General features: G+C 39.9%; 7 protein-coding genes. All 7 read left to right on the forward strand.

What is annotated here, in order from left to right:
- The first annotated feature begins 653 nt into the window (after positions 1-653).
- A complete protein-coding gene (locus FJG96_RS03315) occupies positions 654-12,569 on the forward strand; it encodes a Vomp family autotransporter (RefSeq protein ID WP_180338241.1) in 11,916 nt (3,971 codons plus the stop codon).
- Positions 12,566-13,168, forward strand: a complete 603-nt coding sequence (locus FJG96_RS03320) for an invasion associated locus B family protein (protein WP_139412737.1) — start codon at positions 12,566-12,568, stop codon at positions 13,166-13,168. The genes FJG96_RS03315 and FJG96_RS03320 overlap by 4 nt, the downstream gene beginning before the upstream one ends.
- Positions 13,169-14,054: 886 nt before the next feature.
- A complete protein-coding gene (locus FJG96_RS03325) occupies positions 14,055-15,365 on the forward strand; it encodes a Ppx/GppA phosphatase family protein (RefSeq protein ID WP_139412738.1) in 1,311 nt (436 codons plus the stop codon).
- Between the two features lie 29 nt (positions 15,366-15,394).
- A complete protein-coding gene (locus FJG96_RS03330) occupies positions 15,395-16,123 on the forward strand; it encodes an RlmE family RNA methyltransferase (protein ID WP_139412739.1) in 729 nt (242 codons plus the stop codon).
- Positions 16,124-16,297: 174 nt separating this feature from the next.
- The gene (gene obgE, locus FJG96_RS03335) at positions 16,298-17,323 is read left to right on the forward strand and encodes a GTPase ObgE (RefSeq protein WP_139412740.1); all 1,026 of its coding nucleotides are present in this window, start codon (positions 16,298-16,300) and stop codon (positions 17,321-17,323) included.
- Between the two features lies 1 nt (position 17,324).
- Positions 17,325-18,464, forward strand: coding sequence for a glutamate 5-kinase (gene proB / locus FJG96_RS03340; protein WP_139413604.1), 1,140 nt, complete (start codon positions 17,325-17,327; stop codon positions 18,462-18,464).
- An 88-nt stretch (positions 18,465-18,552) separates the two neighbouring features.
- The gene (locus FJG96_RS03345) at positions 18,553-19,809 is read left to right on the forward strand and encodes a glutamate-5-semialdehyde dehydrogenase (RefSeq protein WP_180338257.1); all 1,257 of its coding nucleotides are present in this window, start codon (positions 18,553-18,555) and stop codon (positions 19,807-19,809) included.
- Positions 19,810-19,818 lie beyond the last annotated feature (9 nt).

A 19,818-nucleotide genomic window follows, 5' to 3' on the forward strand; every position in this document is an offset into this window, starting at 1 on the left:
TTCCACGATTGCCTAAATCAAAAAGACTCATTCTGTAAAATAATTAAATTCATTTTCTTCTTGCCTTTTGTCTTAATAGTCTATAAAAAGACAAAGGAATATTAAATAAGACTCGTTTTGGTAAAAACAGAAGAGAGCTATCGCAAAGGGAGGTGCGAGCAGTTATGAAAAAGTCATACAACCATCCTCATTTTATTTTAAAGTCCTTTAAAAGAGAACTCTAAGGGTTAAGGATAAACTGTACACTCTCACAAAAGAAGTGCAACAATCCCACCAAGAAAATCATCAATGACCCAACCCTTCTCGCAGTAAGCACTTATTTTCTCTTAAATATATAAAATGAGCTCTTTTACTTCAAAAATCATAAAGCATACGCACAACAAAAGTGCGAAAACATATCTTTTTTCTTACGCTCAAATTGAGGAAATCTTTTCAGAAAGAGTACTCTGCTTAAAAGTAGAAAACCTCATTAACCGGATTGCAAACCAACATCAATCGCAACCTTAGCGAAACCCTGATCAATTCTATCTGCTTCTGCAAAAAAACCAAACTCTACAGAGAACAAGTAAAACTCACATCCCTAAATCACCTCTAGCGCTGAAATGTGTCTTTTTAATGTTCTAAATATGTTTTTCTTACTTGGAGAATTTGTTATGAAAAAATTATATACCACACAAAAAGCGCAAGTGGTGAGTTATTTTAAAAATTCTTGCTCGCTTTATCGATTACTTTTTGTGAAAGCGCTTTCATTGGCGGCAGTGGTTATCTTTTTATCAAATATTTCTCCTGTGTCTGCTAATACGCAGATTTTAAATAACATATCAAACAATTTTAGTGGTGGTACAAATATGTTTAAAGCTATTCCACCAGCTTATGTATTTGGCAGTAAATTGTATGCAGCTAGTGGCTTTGCATTTATGGGGGGTGAAGAAGAGTCCTTCAAAAACTTAAGATCTAATATTAAGTTTCAGACTAAAGCTGCTTTTGATATTGCATTTGCGGGGAGAGAGGGAGCTAAGAATGGTGTAGATACATTTTCTGGTGTTAATAGTGCTTTCATAAGTGAGAATCTTCAGATTTCTGAGATAAAGGCTCCTGCTGCTATTGGAGGAAAACAAAATAATCTACCTCAAGGGAATGATCAGTATGAAAATATAGACAACTTTCCCTTCATGAAAAGCTTATCTCGTGGGGTTGTTCGCAAGGATGAAGACGATGGAGGTACATTGCTACTTGGTGCTAAATCACCATCAAGAAAATTAAGTATTATGAATAGTAAAGATGAGACTCGGCTTCTTATGGGTGTTACTGCTGGTGAGCTTTCAGCAAAGTCTACTGAGGCAGTGAATGGTTCCCAACTTTATTCATTGGGCACTGCAGTTGCTACGTCTTTCGGTGGTGGTGCTAGCTATGAGGATGGCAAATGGGTTGCTCCTACATTCCATTTTAAGGGTTTCAACGAAAATGGTGATATCATTGACACGAGTTATAATGATGTAACCTCTGCCTTTACGGGAGTTGGAAATTCATTTGAGAAAGTTAAAGATCAGTTTGCAAATATTAAGGATGAAATTGGCAAAGAGATCAGTACAATTCAAAGTGATGCCTTGTTGTGGGATGGAAGCAAAGGTGCATTTGTAGCAGAGCATGGCAAAGAAGGTAGCAAAACGAATAGCAAGATCACATCACTTGCCAATGGAACTATTAATTCTAGCTCAAGTGATGCAGTCGCTGGTAATCAACTTCATGCTCTAGGAAGCAGTATTGCAAAGTCATTAGGTGGTAAAGCCAGCTATGAGGATGGCAAATGGGTTGCTCCTACATTCCATTTTAAGGGTTTCAACGACAATGGTGATATCATTGACACGAGTTATAATGATGTAACCTCTGCCTTTACGGGAGTTGGCGATTCATTTGAGAAAGTTAAAGATCAGTTTGCGAATATTAAGGATGAAATTGGCAAAGAGATCAGCACAGTTCAAAGTGATGCTTTGTTGTGGGATGAGACTAAAGGTGCGTTTGTAGCAGAACATGGCAAAGAAGGTAGTAAAACGAATAGCAAGATTACATCACTTGCCAATGGAGCTATTAATTCTAGCTCAAGTGATGCTGTGGCTGGTAATCAACTTCATGCTCTAGGAAGCAGTATTGCAAAGTCATTAGGTGGTAAAGCCAGCTATGAAGATGGCAAATGGGTTGCTCCTACATTCCATTTTAAGGGTTTCAACGAAAATGGTGATGTCACTGACACGAGTTATGACAATGTCTCTGCTGCTTTTGCTGGTGTTGGTGATTCTATCGCAAACATCAAAAATGAAATTAGCAAAGAAATTTCTGATGAAAAGAGCGATTCTTTGAACTGGAGTGCTAAAGATAATGCCTTCGTAGCAGAACATGGCAAAGAAGGTAGCAAAACGAATAGCAAGATCACGTCACTTGCCAATGGAGCTATTAATGCTAGCTCAAGTGATGCTGTGGCTGGTAATCAATTTCATGCTTTAGGAAGCAGTATTGCAAAGTCATTAGGTGGTAAAGCCAGCTATGAAGATGGCAAATGGGTTGCACCAAGCTTTATCCTAAAAATGTTCAATGAAGATGGTAAGGAAGGTGAAAGCAAGACCTATAATGATGTAGGCTCTGCATTTGCAGGAGTAGATACGAACTTTAGCAATGTGAACAAGCATCTGAATACTGTTGTTAATGAGTTTAATGAAAAATTAGACAATATTAATAAGGAAGTTAAAGGGGATTCCTTGTTATGGAGCAATGAGCATGACGCATTTATAGCAACGCATGGAGAAAAGGATAGAAAGATTAAGTATCTTGCTGCCGGAGATGTTGGTCAAACTTCTACGGATGCGGTTAATGGTTCACAGCTTTATGCTTTGGGTAGCAGTGTTGCAAAGTCATTAGGTGGTGAAGCGAGCTATGAGGATGGCAAGTGGGTTGCTCCTACATTCCATTTTAAGGGTTTCAATGAAAATGGTGATGTTACTGACACGAGTTATGACAATGTTTCTGCTGCTTTTGCAGGCGTTGGTGATTCTATCGCAAATATTAAGAATGAGATTAGCAAAGAAATTTCTAGTGAAAAGAGCGATTCTTTGAACTGGAGTACTAAAGATAATGCTTTCGTAGCGAAGCATGGGAAGGAAGATAACAGAGTAAGCAGCAAGATCACATCACTTGCGAATGGAGCGATTAATTCTAGTTCAAGTGATGCAGTCGCTGGTAATCAACTTTATGCTCTAGGAAGCAGTATTGCGAAGTCATTAGGTGGTAAATCCAGCTATGAAGATGGCAAATGGGTTGCACCAAGCTTTATCCTAAAAATGTTCAATGAAGATGGCAATGAAGGTGAAAGCAAGACCTATAATGATGTAGGCTCTGCATTTGCAGGAGTAGATACGAACTTTAGCAATGTTAACAAGCATCTGAATACTGTTGTTAATGACTTTAATGAAAAGTTAGACAATATTAATAAGGAAGTTAAAGGGGATTCCTTGTTATGGAGCAATGAGCATAATGCGTTTGTAGCAGAGCATGGAGACAAGGATAGCAAGATTAAGAATCTTGCTGCCGGAGATGTTGGTCAAGCTTCTACGGATGCGGTTAATGGTTCACAGCTTTATACTTTGGGTAGCAGTGTTGCAAAGTCATTAGGTGGTGGGTCTAGCTATGAGAATGGCAAATGGGTAGCGCCTAAATTCACGGTTAAAACCTTTAGTGAAGATGGTACGGAAGGAACGAAGGACTATGGGAATGTATCGGATGCCTTTGGAGGGGTTAATGTAGCATTCACAAACTTTGGTACCAAAATCACCAATCAGATTAAGCAAGAGCTTGGCAATCAGATTAGCGAACAGATCAAGAGCGATGCATTGTCTTGGAATGGTGAGGATAAAGCATATGATGCAGGTCATGGAGCAGAAGGGGCAAGAAGTAACAGTAAGATTATGCATCTTGCTGCCGGAGATGTTGGTCAAGCTTCTACGGATGCGGTTAATGGTTCACAGCTTTATGCTTTGGGTAGCAGTGTTGCAAAGACATTAGGTGGTGAAGCGAGCTATGAGAATGGCAAGTGGGTTGCACCTACATTCCATTTTAAGGGTTTCAACGACAATGGTGATGTTACTGACACGAGTTATAATGATATAACCTCTGCCTTTACGGGAGTTGGCGATTCATTTGAGAAAGTCAAAGATCAGTTTGCGAATATTAAGGATGAAATTAGCAAAGGGATCAATACAGTTCAAAATGATGCTTTGTTGTGGGATGAGACTAAAGGTGCGTTTGTAGCAGAGCATGGCAAAGAAGGTAGCAAAACGAATAGCAAGATCACATCACTTGCCAATGGAGCGATTAATTCTAGCTCAAGTGATGCCGTGGCTGGTAATCAACTTCATGCTCTAGGAAGCAATGTTGCAAAGTCATTAGGTGGTAAAGCCAGCTATGAGAATGGCAAATGGGTTGCACCAAGCTTTATACTGAAGACGTTCAATGAAGATGGTAAGGAAGGTGAAAGCAAGACCTATAATGATGTAGGCTCTGCGTTTGCAGGAGTTGATACAAACTTCAGCAATGTTAACAAGCATCTGAATACTGTTGTTAATGAGTTTAATGAAAAGTTAGACAATATTAATAAGGAAGTTAAAGGGGATTCGTTGTTATGGAGCAATGAGCATAATGCGTTTGTAGCAACGCATGGAGACAAGGATAGCAAGATTAAGAATCTTGCTGCCGGAGATGTTGGTCAAGCTTCTACGGATGCGGTTAATGGTTCACAGCTTTATGCTTTGGGTAGCAGTGTTGCAAAGACATTAGGTGGTGAAGCGAGCTATGAGAATGGCAAGTGGGTTGCACCTACATTCCATTTTAAGGGTTTCAACGAAAATGGTGATGTTACTGACACGAGTTATAATGATGTAACCTCTGCCTTTACGGGAGTTGGCGATTCATTTGAGAAAGTTAAAGATCAGTTTGCAAATATTAAGGATGAAATTGGCAAAGAGATCAGCACAGTTCAAAGTGATGCCTTGTTGTGGGATGGAAGCAAAGGTGCGTTTGTAGCAGAACATGGCAAAGAAGGTAGCAAAACGAATAGCAAGATCACATCACTTGCCAATGGAGCTATTAATTCTAGCTCAAATGATGCCGTAGCGGGTAACCAGCTTTATGCTTTGGGTAGCAGTGTTGCAAAGTCATTAGGTGGTGAAGCGAGCTATGAGAATGGCAAGTGGGTTGCACCAAGCTTTATACTGAAGACGTTCAATGAAGATGGTAATGAAGGTGAAAGCAAGACCTATAATGATGTAGGCACTGCATTTGCAGGAGTTGATACGAACTTCAGCAATGTTAACAAGCATCTGAATACTGTTGTTAATGAGTTTAATGAAAAGTTAGACAATATTAATAAGGAAGTTAAAGGGGATTCGTTGTTATGGAGCAATGAACATAATGCGTTTGTAGCAACGCATGGAGACAAGGATAGCAAGATTAAGAATCTTGCTGCCGGAGATGTTGGTCAAGCTTCTACGGATGCGGTTAATGGTTCACAGCTTTATGCTTTGGGTAGCAGTGTTGCGAAGTCATTAGGTGGTGAAGCGAGCTATGAGAATGGCAAATGGGTAGCGCCTAAATTCCATTTTAAGGGTTTCAACGACAATGGTGATGTTACTGACACGAGTTATAATGATGTAACCTCTGCCTTTACTGGTGTTGGCGATTCATTTGAGAAAGTCAAAGATCAGTTTGCGAATATTAAGGATGAAATTGGCAAAGAGATCAGCACAGTTCAAAGTGATGCTTTGTTGTGGGATGAGACTAAAGGTGCGTTTGTAGCAGAACATGGCAAAGAAGGTAGTAAAACGAATAGCAAGATTAGATCACTTGCGAATGGAGCTATTAATGCTAGCTCAAGTGATGCTGTGGCTGGTAATCAACTTCATGCTTTAGGTAGCAGTGTTGCAAAGTCATTAGGTGGTAAAGCTAGCTATGAGGATGGCAAATGGGTTGCACCAAGCTTTATACTGAAGACGTTCAATGAAGATGGTAAGGAAGGTGAAAGCAAGACCTATAATGATGTAGGCACTGCATTTGCAGGAGTTGATACGAACTTCAGCAATGTGAACAAGCATCTGAATACTGTTGTTAATGAGTTTAATGAAAAGTTAGACAATATTAATAAGGAAGTTAAAGGGGATTCGTTGTTATGGAGCAATGAACATAATGCGTTTGTAGCAACGCATGGAGACAAGGATAGCAAGATTAAGAATCTTGCTGCCGGAGATGTTGGGCAAGCTTCTACGGATGCGGTTAATGGTTCACAGCTTTATGCTTTGGGTAGCAGTGTTGCAAAGTCATTAGGTGGTGAAGCGAGCTATGAGAATGGCAAATGGGTTGCTCCTAAATTCCATTTTAAGGGTTTCAACGAAAATGGTGATGTTACTGACACGAGTTATAATGATATAACCTCTGCCTTTACTGGTGTTGGCGATTCATTTGAGAAAGTTAAAGATCAGTTTGCGAATATTGAGGATGAAATTGGCAAAGAGATCAACACAGTTCAAAGTGATGCCTTGTTGTGGGATGGAAGCAAAGGTGCGTTTGTAGCAGAACATGGCAAAGAAGGTAGTAAAACGAATAGCAAGATTAGATCACTTGCGAATGGAGCTATTAATGCTAGCTCAAGTGATGCTGTGGCTGGTAATCAACTTCATGCTTTAGGTAGCAGTGTTGCAAAGTCATTAGGTGGTAAAGCCAGCTATGAAAATGGTCAATGGGTTGCTCCAAGCTTTATACTGAAAACGTTCAATGAAGATGGTAAGGAAGGTGAAAGCAAGACCTATAATGATGTAGGCTCTGCGTTTGCAGGAGTAGATACGAACTTCAGCAATGTGAACAAGCATCTGAATACTGTTGTTAATGAGTTTAATGAAAAGTTAGACAATATTAATAAGGAAGTTAAAGGGGATTCGTTGTTATGGAGCAATGAACATAATGCGTTTGTAGCAACGCATGGAGACAAGGATAGCAAGATTAAGAATCTTGCTGCCGGAGATGTTGGGCAAGCTTCTACGGATGCGGTTAATGGTTCACAGCTTTATGCTTTGGGTAGCAGTGTTGCAAAGTCATTAGGTGGTAAAGCTAGCTATGAAGATGGCAAATGGGTAGCGCCTAAATTCACGGTTAAAACCTTTAGTGAAGATGGTACGGAAGGAACGAAGGACTATGGGAATGTATCGGATGCCTTTGGAGGGGTTAATGTAGCATTCACAAACTTTGGTACCAAAATCACCAATCAGATTAAGCAAGAGCTTGGCAATCAGATTAGCGAACAGATCAAGAGCGATGCATTGTCTTGGAATGGTGAGGATAAAGCATATGATGCAGGTCATGGAGCAGAAGGGGCAAGAAGTAACAGTAAGATTATGCATCTTGCGGATGGAACTGTTTCCTCTGGTTCAGCGGATGCGGTTAATGGTTCACAGCTTTATGCTTTGGGTAGCAATGTTGCAAAGTCATTAGGTGGTGAAGCGAGCTATGAGAATGGCAAGTGGGTTGCACCAAGCTTTATACTGAAGACGTTCAATGAAGATGGTAATGAAGGTGAAAGCAAGACCTATAATGATGTAGGCACTGCATTTGCAGGAGTTGATACGAACTTCAGCAATGTTAACAAGCATCTGAATACTGTTGTTAATGAGTTTAATGAAAAGTTAGACAATATTAATAAGGAAGTTAAAGGGGATTCGTTGTTATGGAGCAATGAACATAATGCGTTTGTAGCAACGCATGGAGACAAGGATAGCAAGATTAAGAATCTTGCTGCCGGAGATGTTGGTCAAGCTTCTACGGATGCGGTTAATGGTTCACAGCTTTATGCTTTGGGTAGCAGTGTTGCGAAGTCATTAGGTGGTGAAGCGAGCTATGAGAATGGCAAATGGGTAGCGCCTAAATTCCATTTTAAGGGTTTCAACGACAATGGTGATGTTACTGACACGAGTTATAATGATGTAACCTCTGCCTTTACTGGTGTTGGCGATTCATTTGAGAAAGTCAAAGATCAGTTTGCGAATATTAAGGATGAAATTGGCAAAGAGATCAGCACAGTTCAAAGTGATGCTTTGTTGTGGGATGAGACTAAAGGTGCGTTTGTAGCAGAACATGGCAAAGAAGGTAGTAAAACGAATAGCAAGATTAGATCACTTGCGAATGGAGCTATTAATGCTAGCTCAAGTGATGCTGTGGCTGGTAATCAACTTCATGCTTTAGGTAGCAGTGTTGCAAAGTCATTAGGTGGTAAAGCTAGCTATGAGGATGGCAAATGGGTTGCACCAAGCTTTATACTGAAGACGTTCAATGAAGATGGTAAGGAAGGTGAAAGCAAGACCTATAATGATGTAGGCACTGCATTTGCAGGAGTTGATACGAACTTCAGCAATGTGAACAAGCATCTGAATACTGTTGTTAATGAGTTTAATGAAAAGTTAGACAATATTAATAAGGAAGTTAAAGGGGATTCGTTGTTATGGAGCAATGAACATAATGCGTTTGTAGCAACGCATGGAGACAAGGATAGCAAGATTAAGAATCTTGCTGCCGGAGATGTTGGTCAAGCTTCTACGGATGCGGTTAATGGTTCACAGCTTTATGCTTTGGGTAGCAGTGTTGCGAAGTCATTAGGTGGTGAAGCGAGCTATGAGAATGGCAAATGGGTAGCGCCTAAATTCCATTTTAAGGGTTTCAACGACAATGGTGATGTTACTGACACGAGTTATAATGATGTAACCTCTGCCTTTACTGGTGTTGGCGATTCATTTGAGAAAGTTAAAGATCAGTTTGCGAATATTGAGGATGAAATTGGCAAAGAGATCAACACAGTTCAAAGTGATGCTTTGTTGTGGGATGAGACTAAAGGTGCGTTTGTAGCAGAACATGGCAAAGAAGGTAGTAAAACGAATAGCAAGATTAGATCACTTGCGAATGGCGAGATTAGTGCTAACTCAAATGATGCCGTGGCTGGTAATCAACTTCATGCTCTAGGAAGCAGTATTGCAAAGTCATTAGGTGGTGAAGCGAGCTATGAGAATGGCAAATGGATTGCTCCTGTCTTTAAGGTTAAGAAGTTCGATGATAGTGGCAAAGCAACAGAGCAAGAATATAAAACTGTTTCTGAAGCCTTTGAAGGCGTGAATCAATCTTTCACGAATATTCATAATGAAGTGAATGAGCAAATTAACCAAGTTGTTGGAGACAGTCTTGTTAAGCAAGATGAGAAGACCCATGTTATTGCGGTTGGAGGTGAAAAGAGCGGAACTGAAGTTACGTTTGCGAATACCGATGGAGCGTCACGGAGCCTCACAGGTGTAAAAGTCGGAGTGCTCACCGAAACATCGACAGAAGCAGTAAATGGTAGTCAGCTTTTTGCGACCAATCAGAATGTTACGACAGTAAGGAATGATCTTAAAACAGTTTCTGAGAATACTTCGAAGTATTTAGGAGGTGGAGCTGATGTATTGCAAGGTGTTGCACCGACTTATACGGTTCAGGATAAGAGTTATCAGAGTGTAGCGGAAGCATTTGGTGGTGTTGATCGTTCATTCACACAGCTTCATGAAGAGATTTCAAAGAATACGAATGAGGTTAGTGAAAATATTAAGCAGAATGCGTTGTTATGGAGTGAATCTGACAAAGCCTTTAGTGCTCAGCATGGAGAAGGCAAAGAAAGAACCTCTAGCAAGATTACGTCTCTTGCGAATGGTAGTGTTACTGAAGATTCCACGGATGCGATCAATGGTTCTCAGCTATATTCGATGAACAATACGCTTGCGAGCTATTTTGGTGGTGGTGCTAAGTTTGAGAATGGTCAGTGGATTGCTCCAAGCTTTAAGGTTAACATTGTCAGCGAGGATGGTAAAAAGGTTGAAGAGAAGAGCTATGATAATGTAGCAAAAGCCTTTGCGAGTGTTGGTACATCTTTCAGCAATCTTCATAATGAAATGACGAATGCTGTTACGAATATTAACAATCAGATTAGCCAAGTTGTCAGTGATAGTCTTGTTAAGCAGGATGCTACAACGAGCCTCATCAACATTGGTAAAGAAGTAGCAGGCACTGAAATCAATATTGCCAACAAGGATAGTAAGGATCGTACACTTTCTGGTGTTAAGGCAGCCGTAAATGATAATGAAGCGGTTAATAAAGCTCAGCTTGATCAAAGTTTAGATCAGCTTTCTAACAGTCTTCAGTCAGATGATTCAGCGGTTGTTCTTTACGATAAGAAGGAAAATGGTGAGACTGATTATACAAATGTAACGCTTGGAAAAGGCTCAAATGCAGCCCCTGTTGCATTGCATAATGTTGCAGATGGTCAGATTGCAAAGAATTCGCATGATGCGGTTACGGGAGGTCAGATTAATACCCTCTCTCAAGATGTTGCAAAGTTCTTAGGTGGAGAAACATCCTTTAAAGATGGTACCTTTACAGGACCAACCTATAAGTTATCTCAGGTTGATGAAAAGGGAGAAGCGAAGCAGGCAGAGTTTAAAGATGTAGGTTCTGCGTTTACTGGTCTTGATACGAATATCAAGAATGTGAACAATCATCTCACGAATGTTGTTCAAGACTTTACTCAACAAATCACGGATATTACTCAAGAGGTTAAAGGTGATGCGTTGTTGTGGAGTGAAGATAAAGAGGCATTTGTAGCGACCCATGGCATTGATGCTGAGAAGAAGAATAGTAAGATCACATCTCTTGCGAATGGAGATATTACTGCAAACTCCACGGATGCGATCAATGGTTCTCAACTTTATTCGATGAACAATACGCTTGCGACCTATTTTGGTGGTGGTGCTAAGTTTGAGAATGGTCAGTGGATTGCTCCAAGCTTTAAGGTTAACACTGTCAGCGAGGATGGTAGCAAGGTTGAAGAGAAGAGCTATGATGATGTAGCAAAAGCCTTTGCGAGTGTTGGTACATCTTTCAGCAATCTTCATAATGAAATGACGAATGCTGTTACGAATATTAACAATCAGATTAGCCAAGTTGTCAGTGATAGTCTTGTTAAGCAGGATGAAGAGAGTAAGGTTATTAAGATCGGTGCAGAAAAAGAGGGAACAGAAATCACCATAGCCAATAGTGATGGTGCAGTACGTAGCCTTTCTGGTGTAAAAGCAGGGACCCTTTCAGCAGATTCAACAGAAGCCGTAAATGGTTCTCAGCTATATTCGATGAACAATACACTTGCGAGCTATTTTGGTGGTGGTGCTAAGTTTGAGAATGGTCAGTGGATTGCTCCAAGCTTTAAGATATTGAGCTTTAACGATGATGGAAGTTCTGAAGAAACGAGTTATAATAATGTTTCTGCAGCTTTTGCGGGTGTGAATCAATCATTCACGAAGCTTCATCATGAGCTTTCAGAGACTGTTGAGCAGAATGCGTTGTTATGGAGTGATGCGGATGAATCCTTTGTTGCCCTTCATGGCAAAGGTTCAGAGAAGCACAATAGCAAGCTGAGCCATCTTGTTGATGGAGATATTTCTGCGGGTTCGACAGAAGCGATTACGGGTAACCAATTGTATCAGTTGAATCAGACGTTAGCGGCTTATTTAGGAGGAGGCGCGAGCTATCAGGGAGGACAATGGACAGCACCTCAATTCCAAATAACGCAGTTCAAGAGTGATGGCAGTTCTTCAGAGAGTAAGAGCTATGATAATGTAGCTGGTGCATTTGAAGGGGTTAATGGAAGTTTGTCAGGTATTAACGATCGGATTAATAATGTAGCGCAGAATGTTAGCTCGAACAGTTTGAACTGGAATGATGATTTAGGAGGCTATGATGGTCGTCATGATGGTAAGGACAGTAAGATTACGCATGTAGAGGATGGAGATGTAGCGAAAGGTTCGAAGGAAGTTGTGAATGGGGGTCAGCTTTGGAAGACGGAGCAGAAAGTATCAGCGGTTGAGAAGCGTGTAGATGGTATTGACAAGCAGGTACAAGATATTGCGCTAGCAACGGATGGCTCAGTTAAGTATGATAAGGACGAGGCTGGTAATAAGACGAACAAAATCACATTAGTTGGAGGCAATGAAAGTGATCCTGTATTGATAGATAATGTAGCGGAAGGTCGGATTGAGAATGGTTCGAAGGAAGCGATCAATGGCGGTCAATTGCATGATTACACGGAACAGCAGATGAAGATAGTTCTTGAAGATGCGAAGAAGTATACGGATGAACATGTTACTGATATAGTCAACAATGGTGTTAGTGAGTCCAAAGCTTATACAGATATGAAGTTTGAGACGTTAAATTATGCCGTTGAGGATGTCCGCAAGGAAGCAAGACAGGCTGCGGCTATTGGTTTGGCGACGTCTAACTTGCGTTACTATGACATACCAGGATCTGTAAGTGTTTCATTTGGTAGTGGTTTGTGGCGCAGCCAATCTGCCTTTGCTGTTGGTGCTGGTTATACGTCTGAAGATGGAAATATTCGCTCGAATGTATCTATTACAAGTGCTGGAGGCCATTGGGGCATAGGTGCTGGGATTACTCTGAGGTTGAGATGATAATAGAAAAAATGATTATTATGATAAAAAAAAGAAGAGTGTTAGTGAAGATTCTATTTGCTCTTGCCTTACTAGGCAAGGGCGAAGGCTTTGCTAATGAGAACAATAGTGTTTATACAATTCATCCACCGCACTTATCGATACCTAGGGGAGAACCAGGTGAAACACGTCGAATTATTATGCAGTTTTATGATTGGACTTTAATTTGTGATGAAAAACAAAAGCTTAAGCTTAAGCAAGGTATATGTAATGTGACACAGACTGTTCATGATCAGGAAGGAAATACCATTTTTAGCTGGTCTCTTGTTTCTACGACAAATGGACAAGCAGTGATGCTTTTTCGAACATTGCCAAATTCTGATATAAATGTTCCGATTCAAATGTTTGTGAAAGGTGTAAAAAAACCTGTTCTTATTCATTATACGCAGTGTAATGAAACGGTTTGTTTGGCACAATCACCTGTAGGTCCAGTTCTTACAAAACAAATAGAGCAGGACAATAAAGTACGTATTTCCTATAAGCTTAAAGAGGGAAAGGTATTTTCTTTTACTGTGCCATTTAAAGGATTAAACGCAGCACTTAATTCTTTACGTCCTTAGAAACACATCGAGAATTTTTAACAAGAGTCATTTGTTCATAATTTGTTGTGTTATATTTTTGAATGTAAATTATAAGGTGAAATAAGTGAGAAGTTTTATGAAGTTAAAGTCACTGCAAATGCTTTATATAATAGAAAATAAGGTTAGAGTTGACCGCAAATCTTAGAGAGTGATTGCGTTCGTTGTTAGTAATAAGAAGTTATTAGAAATATTCAATGTTAAATAAATGGAAATATGGCTCCCTTGTAATAACCAGTAGGTTGAGCTCTTTTTTTAATTTCATATGGCTTTTTAGAGCAGTTTGATTAAGCATTAATATTTTTCAATTGAAATGTTATAATAACAAGTAAATTTATAATCCTAGAGAAATTTTTGAACGATAGTTTCACTTTGTATTCATGACATAACGCTACCGTAATTTTATTTTGTCTGACCATGAAACTTTTATTCTAGCGTAATCAAAGCCATTTTGTTAAATATAACAAACGAGGCTTGTGTATGGAACACGCGGTTGAAAAAAGAATCTCCTTTCTGTATAGATTGTTGCAATCTTAAGCGTTAGCAAAGAGTACGAGAGTGCCTGTTTGTTATAATAAAATTATACTTCGTATAAATGACATAAAAACAGCATAATTTACAAAATTTCTGTGAATGTAAACGATTAGTTTATAGTTTTAAGTGCATAAAGAGAAGCATGACTTCACGGAAACTACCAAAAAATTATACAAAATCTGAATGATACGAGCGTAGAAAATTATCGATGATAAGAAAAAAGGAATGATTTCTTGTATTTTATCATATGATGCTACATTGTTGTTTTATTTAGGAATAAGCAGAAGAGTTTTCGCGTTTATTTATTGGGGGAAACGCTCAAAGGATAAGAGAGATGACCCCGTTAAATTATGGTTCAAAAGAGTCCAAGCAAGGAGAATCATACGATACCAACGAAAATCAGTTGTATGGTCAGTGTGGGAATAATAAAAATAATCATTCTTCATTGTTACGAACAGAGGCATGCTCTATCCTTGTTGATATAAAGAGACGACAGAGAAAAAAATATTGTGAACAGAAACAGGTTTTGATTCAATCGGAAACGGCTTTTGAGTTTCATCATCAGACAATGATAGGTGCTCAAAAAACAAAAAAACTCAAAGCACCTTTTCTGCGAAGGTTCTCTCAAGTGAAATCTCCACCTCTTTATGCGGCCCTTGATTTAGGAACGAATAATTGTCGTCTTCTTATCGCATCTCCTAGTAAACCTGGATATTTTCGTGTTGTTGATGCTTTTTCTCGTATTGTACGATTGGGAGAAGGTTTAATAAATAATGGTTTTCTTAATACACAAGCAATGGATCGTGCGATTGAAGCCTTGAAGATTTGTCGTTTAAAGCTAAAACAAAGGCATATTAAGCGATATCGTTTGATTGCAACGGAAGCTTGCCGTTCAGCAGAAAATGGTAGACATTTTATTCAGCGTGTTTTGGATGAAACAGGTCTTGAACTGGAAATTGTTGATCGGCAAACAGAAGCACGTTTTGCTGTTACAGGATGTAGTACACTTGTTGAACCAAATACTGAGGCAATTGTGCTTTTTGATATTGGAGGAGGATCATCGGAAATTGTTCTTCTTGATGTTTCTCAAAAGCGTTCTTTTCGTTTAGCGGGACAAATTACCGCTTGGACTTCTCTTCCTGTTGGTGTTGTTACGCTTGCTGAACGTTTTGGAGGGAATAATATTAGTTTAGACGATTTTGAAAAAATGAAAAGTTATGTGCGAGGGTTGTTAAATAATTTTTCAGATCGTCATAAATTAGGTGCGTTAGCGCAAGGATCAAAATTTCATCTTTTGGGAACCTCTGGTACGGTTACGACTTTAGCAGGGATGTATCTTAATTTAGAGCGTTATGATAGGAGAAAAGTGGATGGCATTTGGATGGATGATGCAGACATTACTCTTATGACAAAACGCTTGTTGTCATGGGATATAGAAAAACGTGTCATAAATCCTTTTATTGGGCGAGAGAGAGCGGATTTAGTTTTAGCTGGTTGTGCAATTTTAGATGTTATTCGAGAAGTTTGGCCAAGTCAGCGTTTAAGAGTTGCCGATCGTGGATTAAGAGAAGGAATTTTGATAGAGTTGATGTTACGCGATGGCGTGTGGTGTCGTCGCAGAAAGAGCAGAGATTTCAAGCGTTAGACAATTAAATGTGGAGACAATGAATAACGATGAAAAAAACAACAAAAACCCCAACGGGTGGCTATGGAGGTTCAGGGTCACATGAATTATATCAGCGCGTAAAAAAGAAAGCTGGAACCATTAAAGCTTCATCACGGCGATGGTTAGAGAGGCATTTGAATGATCCTTATGTTCATCAATCAAAAGTAGATGGTTATCGTTCGCGTGCGGCTTATAAACTCATTGAGATTAATGAGCGTTATAAATTTCTGAAAAAAGGTCAAAAAGTTATTGATCTAGGGGCAGCACCGGGGGGATGGTGTCAGGTAGCTGAACGTATCGTAGGGTCAAGTAATGAAAATCCCAGTGTCGTTGGTATTGATTATTTGCATGTGGATCCATTGCCTAGAGTTGCGATGTTGGAAATGGATTTTTTACATGCAGAGGCGCCGCAGAAATTAATTGAAACTTTAGGGACAAAACCGGATGTGGTTCTTTCTGATATGGCAGCACCAACAACAGGTCATCGTCAGACAGATCATTTAAGAACGATTTATTTATGTGAAGTTGCGGCTGATTTTGCTCTTTCGGTTTTGAAGCCTGGTGGACATTTTTTAGCAAAGGCTTTTCAAGGAGGGGCAGAAAACACCCTTCTTGCAACATTAAAACAGCATTTTAAAAAAGTCTATCATGTTAAACCACCCGCAAGTCGATCAGAATCAGTGGAGCTTTATCTTCTAGCGCTTGAATTTAAGGGAAAAACAAAAATACAAGAATAGCACTTTCTTTTGAGAAGATTTAAACTTTACTTAACTTCTTTAAATGGGATGATTTTTTTTTCAAAGAGTTATCAGCGATCGTGACAGTTTTTCTGTTATCAATGATGAAAAACTGGTAAAATTAATATATTGCCTATAGAGGTAGAGAAATTGATTCCTCAGTGAGTGCTTCCAATGAAATTTCTTGATCAAGCTAAAGTTTATATTCGTTCTGGGAATGGAGGTTCTGGAGCAGTATCATTTCGCCGTGAAAAATTCATAGAATTTGGGGGGCCTGATGGAGGAAATGGAGGACGGGGTGGTGATGTTTGGGCTCTTGTTGTTGATGGACTTAACACGTTGATTGATTATCGCTACCAACAGCATTTTAAAGCAAAAACAGGAGGCCATGGCAAAGGGCGTAATATGACGGGTGAGAAGGGTGATGATGTCATCCTTAAAGTTCCGGTTGGGACGCAAATTTTTGAAGAAGATAATACAACGTTAATCTGTGATTTGACAGAAGTAGGGCAGCGCTATCGCCTTGCAAAAGGAGGGAATGGCGGTTTTGGCAATCTTCACTTTACAACTTCGACAAATCGGGCACCACGTCGTGCAAATCCAGGTTTGGCTGGAGAAGAGCGTGCAATATGGCTTCGTTTGAAGTTAATTGCTGATGCGGGGCTTGTTGGTTTACCCAATGCCGGAAAATCAACTTTTTTAGCTTCTGTAACGGCTGCAAAACCAAAAGTTGCAGATTATCCTTTTACCACTCTCCATCCTCATCTTGGTGTTGTACGAATTGATGGTCGTGAATTTGTTTTGGCTGATATTCCGGGGTTAATTGAAGGGGCCCATGAAGGGGTTGGAATTGGGGACCGTTTTTTAGGACATGTGGAGCGTTGTCGAGTACTTCTCCATTTGATTTCTGCTCAAGAGGAAGATGTTGCAAAAGCATATAAAATTGTGCGTCATGAACTTGAGGCATATGGAAATAATCTAAGTGATAAAACTGAAATTGTTGCTTTAAGCCAGATAGATACTCTCACGATTGAAGAGCGTGAAGCTAAACGGGAAGCTTTGCAAAGAGTAGCGGGACAACCTGTTATGATGTTTTCTGCCGTGAGTCGTGAAGGTTTAGAAAATGTACTACGTGCTGGTGCACATATTATTGAGATGTCACGCAAAGAGGAGAGGGGTGAGGATAGCTGGATTGATTGAGATGACTGTTGGATTGCAAAAACTCACACACTATAAACGTATCGTGGTCAAGATTGGATCTGCACTTTTGGTTGATCCTCAGATGGGTTTACGCGTTGAATGGCTTAAAAGCTTGATCAATGATGTTGTTGAATTGCATAAAGGAGGCGTAGAGATATTATTGGTGTCTTCAGGCGCTATTGCTTTAGGAAGGACATTGCTACAGCTTCCTAAGGGCACTTTGAAATTGGAAGAAAGTCAAGCATGTGCTGCTTTAGGTCAAATTGAATTAGCAAAAACCTATGGGGATGCGCTTGCTCAACATGGGCTCAAAACAGGTCAAATTTTGCTCACTTTATTTGATACGGAAGAGCGAAGGCGTTACCTCAATGCACGTGCGACGATTAATGTACTTTTACGTTTTGGAGCAGTGCCTGTTATTAATGAGAATGATACTGTTGCGACAAATGAAATTCGTTATGGTGATAATGATCGTTTAGCTGCACGTGTGGCAACAATGATGGGAGCAGATCTTTTAATACTTTTATCTGATATTGATGGTCTTTATACAAAGTCTCCTCATAATGATCCGACGGCTGAATTTATACCCTTTGTTGCATCCATTACCCATGATATCGAAAAAATGGCAGATGTTGCTGCTTCAGAGTTTTCACGGGGAGGAATGAAGACTAAGCTTGATGCTGGAAAGATAGCGAATGCTGCTGGAACGGCGATGATTATTACTTCAGGGAAACGTATGAATCCTCTGGCGGCAATTGATAGAGGCGAACGCAAGAGTTTTTTTGCGGCCGGTGAGAAATCTGTTAGTGCTTGGAAAACATGGATTTCTGGTCATTTAGATCCGTCTGGTATTTTGACGATTGATCAAGGAGCCATTAAGGCCCTTGAATCAGGAAAATCATTATTAGCAGCAGGGGTTATTGGCGTTGAGGGAAATTTCCATCGTGGAGATACGGTTGCCATTGTTGATACAAATGGGGTTGAGATTGCGCGTGGACTTGTAAGTTATGGCAAAGATGAAGCTGTACGTATTATAGGGCGTAAAAGCGAAGAAATAGAATCTATTCTTGGGTATGAGGCACGTTCTGCTATGGTACATCGTAATGATATGATTGTACGCTTCTTGATCAATTCTGTTTAAAAAGTTACTTTTGTTTTATTGTTTTGGTAGAGTGAATGATACGACGACTTTAGAAGAGAAAATAAAAGATATGGGGAAAAATGGTACGATGACTTTAGAAGAACAAATGAAAGATATGGGGAAAAAAGCACGCTCTGCCGCTGCAGCGATGGCTGTTGCTTCTTCTGAGCAAAAGAACAATGCGTTGGAAATGATTGCTTTAAGCTTAGAGGCTCATTCAGATGAAATTTTACGGGCGAATTGTCTGGATTTAGAGAAGGCTGTTCAGAATAATTTGAAAGCCGCAATGGTTGATCGGCTCAAATTAGATGAGTTGCGTTTGGGTGCAATGATAGATAGCGTTCGCCAAGTTGTTTGTTTATCTGATCCTGTTGGGCAGGTTATGAGTGCGTGGACACGCCCCAATGGGCTTCATATAAGTCGTGTACGGACTTCGCTTGGTGTGATTGGCATTATTTATGAGAGTCGCCCAAATGTTACAATTGATGCGAGTGCTTTGTGCTTAAAAGCGGGCAATGCTGCGATTTTGCGTGGTGGTTCGGATAGTTTTCATTCTTCACATGCTCTTCATTGCGCGTTAGTACAAGGTTTAGAGCGCTCTGGTTTACCAAAAGATGCGATTCAAATGGTTGAAACGACAGATCGTGCTGCTGTTGGGGAAATGCTTAAAGGATTGGATGGAGCGATTGATGTGATCGTGCCACGTGGTGGAAAGAGTCTTGTTGCGCGTGTTCAGTCTGATGCGCGTGTTCCAATTTTTGCCCATTTAGAGGGTCTTTGTCATATTTATATTGATCAATCGGCTGATTTAGAGATGGCACGCAATATTGTTTTAAATGCGAAGTTGCGGCGGACAGGGATCTGCGGTGCTGTTGAGACAGTTCTCATTGACAAGGAGGCATTAAAAAAATTTCTTCCTGTTTTGACTGCTTTACAGGAGAGGGGGTGTGAAATACGTGCCACAGAAGATATTGCGTTTCTTCTGCCAGATATAAAACTAGCCTCTGAAGAAGACTGGTCACATGAATATCTTGATGCTATTCTTTCTGTTAAAACGGTTGAGGGAGTTGAGGGAGCCATTGCTCATATTAAGCGTTATTCCTCAGGACATACGGAATCGATTATTGCTGAGGATATGGAAGTGGTGGAGAATTTTTTTAATCATTTGGATTCAGCTATTTTATTGCACAATGCGTCCACACAATTTGCGGATGGAGGTGAATTTGGTTTTGGAATGGAAATTGGTATCGCAACAGGAAAAATGCATGCACGTGGTCCCATAGGTGTTGAACAACTAACATCATTTCAATATCATGTTAGAGGAAATGGTCAGGTTAGAGCTTGAAAAAACCAT

Origin of the sequence: Bartonella mastomydis, from assembly GCF_900185775.1 — a bacterium.
Taxonomy (GTDB): domain Bacteria; phylum Pseudomonadota; class Alphaproteobacteria; order Rhizobiales; family Rhizobiaceae; genus Bartonella; species Bartonella elizabethae.

Excerpts from the sequence above, each read along its gene's own strand:
- FJG96_RS03315 (WP_180338241.1), top strand. The coding sequence starts at position 654 with ATGAAAAAATTATATACCACACAAAAAGCGCAAGTGGTGAGTTATTTT.
- obgE (WP_139412740.1), top strand. The coding sequence starts at position 16,298 with ATGAAATTTCTTGATCAAGCTAAAGTTTATATTCGTTCTGGGAATGGA.
- FJG96_RS03345 (WP_180338257.1), top strand. The coding sequence starts at position 18,553 with ATGACTTTAGAAGAACAAATGAAAGATATGGGGAAAAAAGCACGCTCT.
- proB (WP_139413604.1), top strand. The coding sequence starts at position 17,325 with ATGACTGTTGGATTGCAAAAACTCACACACTATAAACGTATCGTGGTC.
- FJG96_RS03320 (WP_139412737.1), top strand. The coding sequence starts at position 12,566 with ATGATAATAGAAAAAATGATTATTATGATAAAAAAAAGAAGAGTGTTA.
- FJG96_RS03330 (WP_139412739.1), top strand. The coding sequence starts at position 15,395 with ATGAAAAAAACAACAAAAACCCCAACGGGTGGCTATGGAGGTTCAGGG.
- FJG96_RS03325 (WP_139412738.1), top strand. The coding sequence starts at position 14,055 with ATGACCCCGTTAAATTATGGTTCAAAAGAGTCCAAGCAAGGAGAATCA.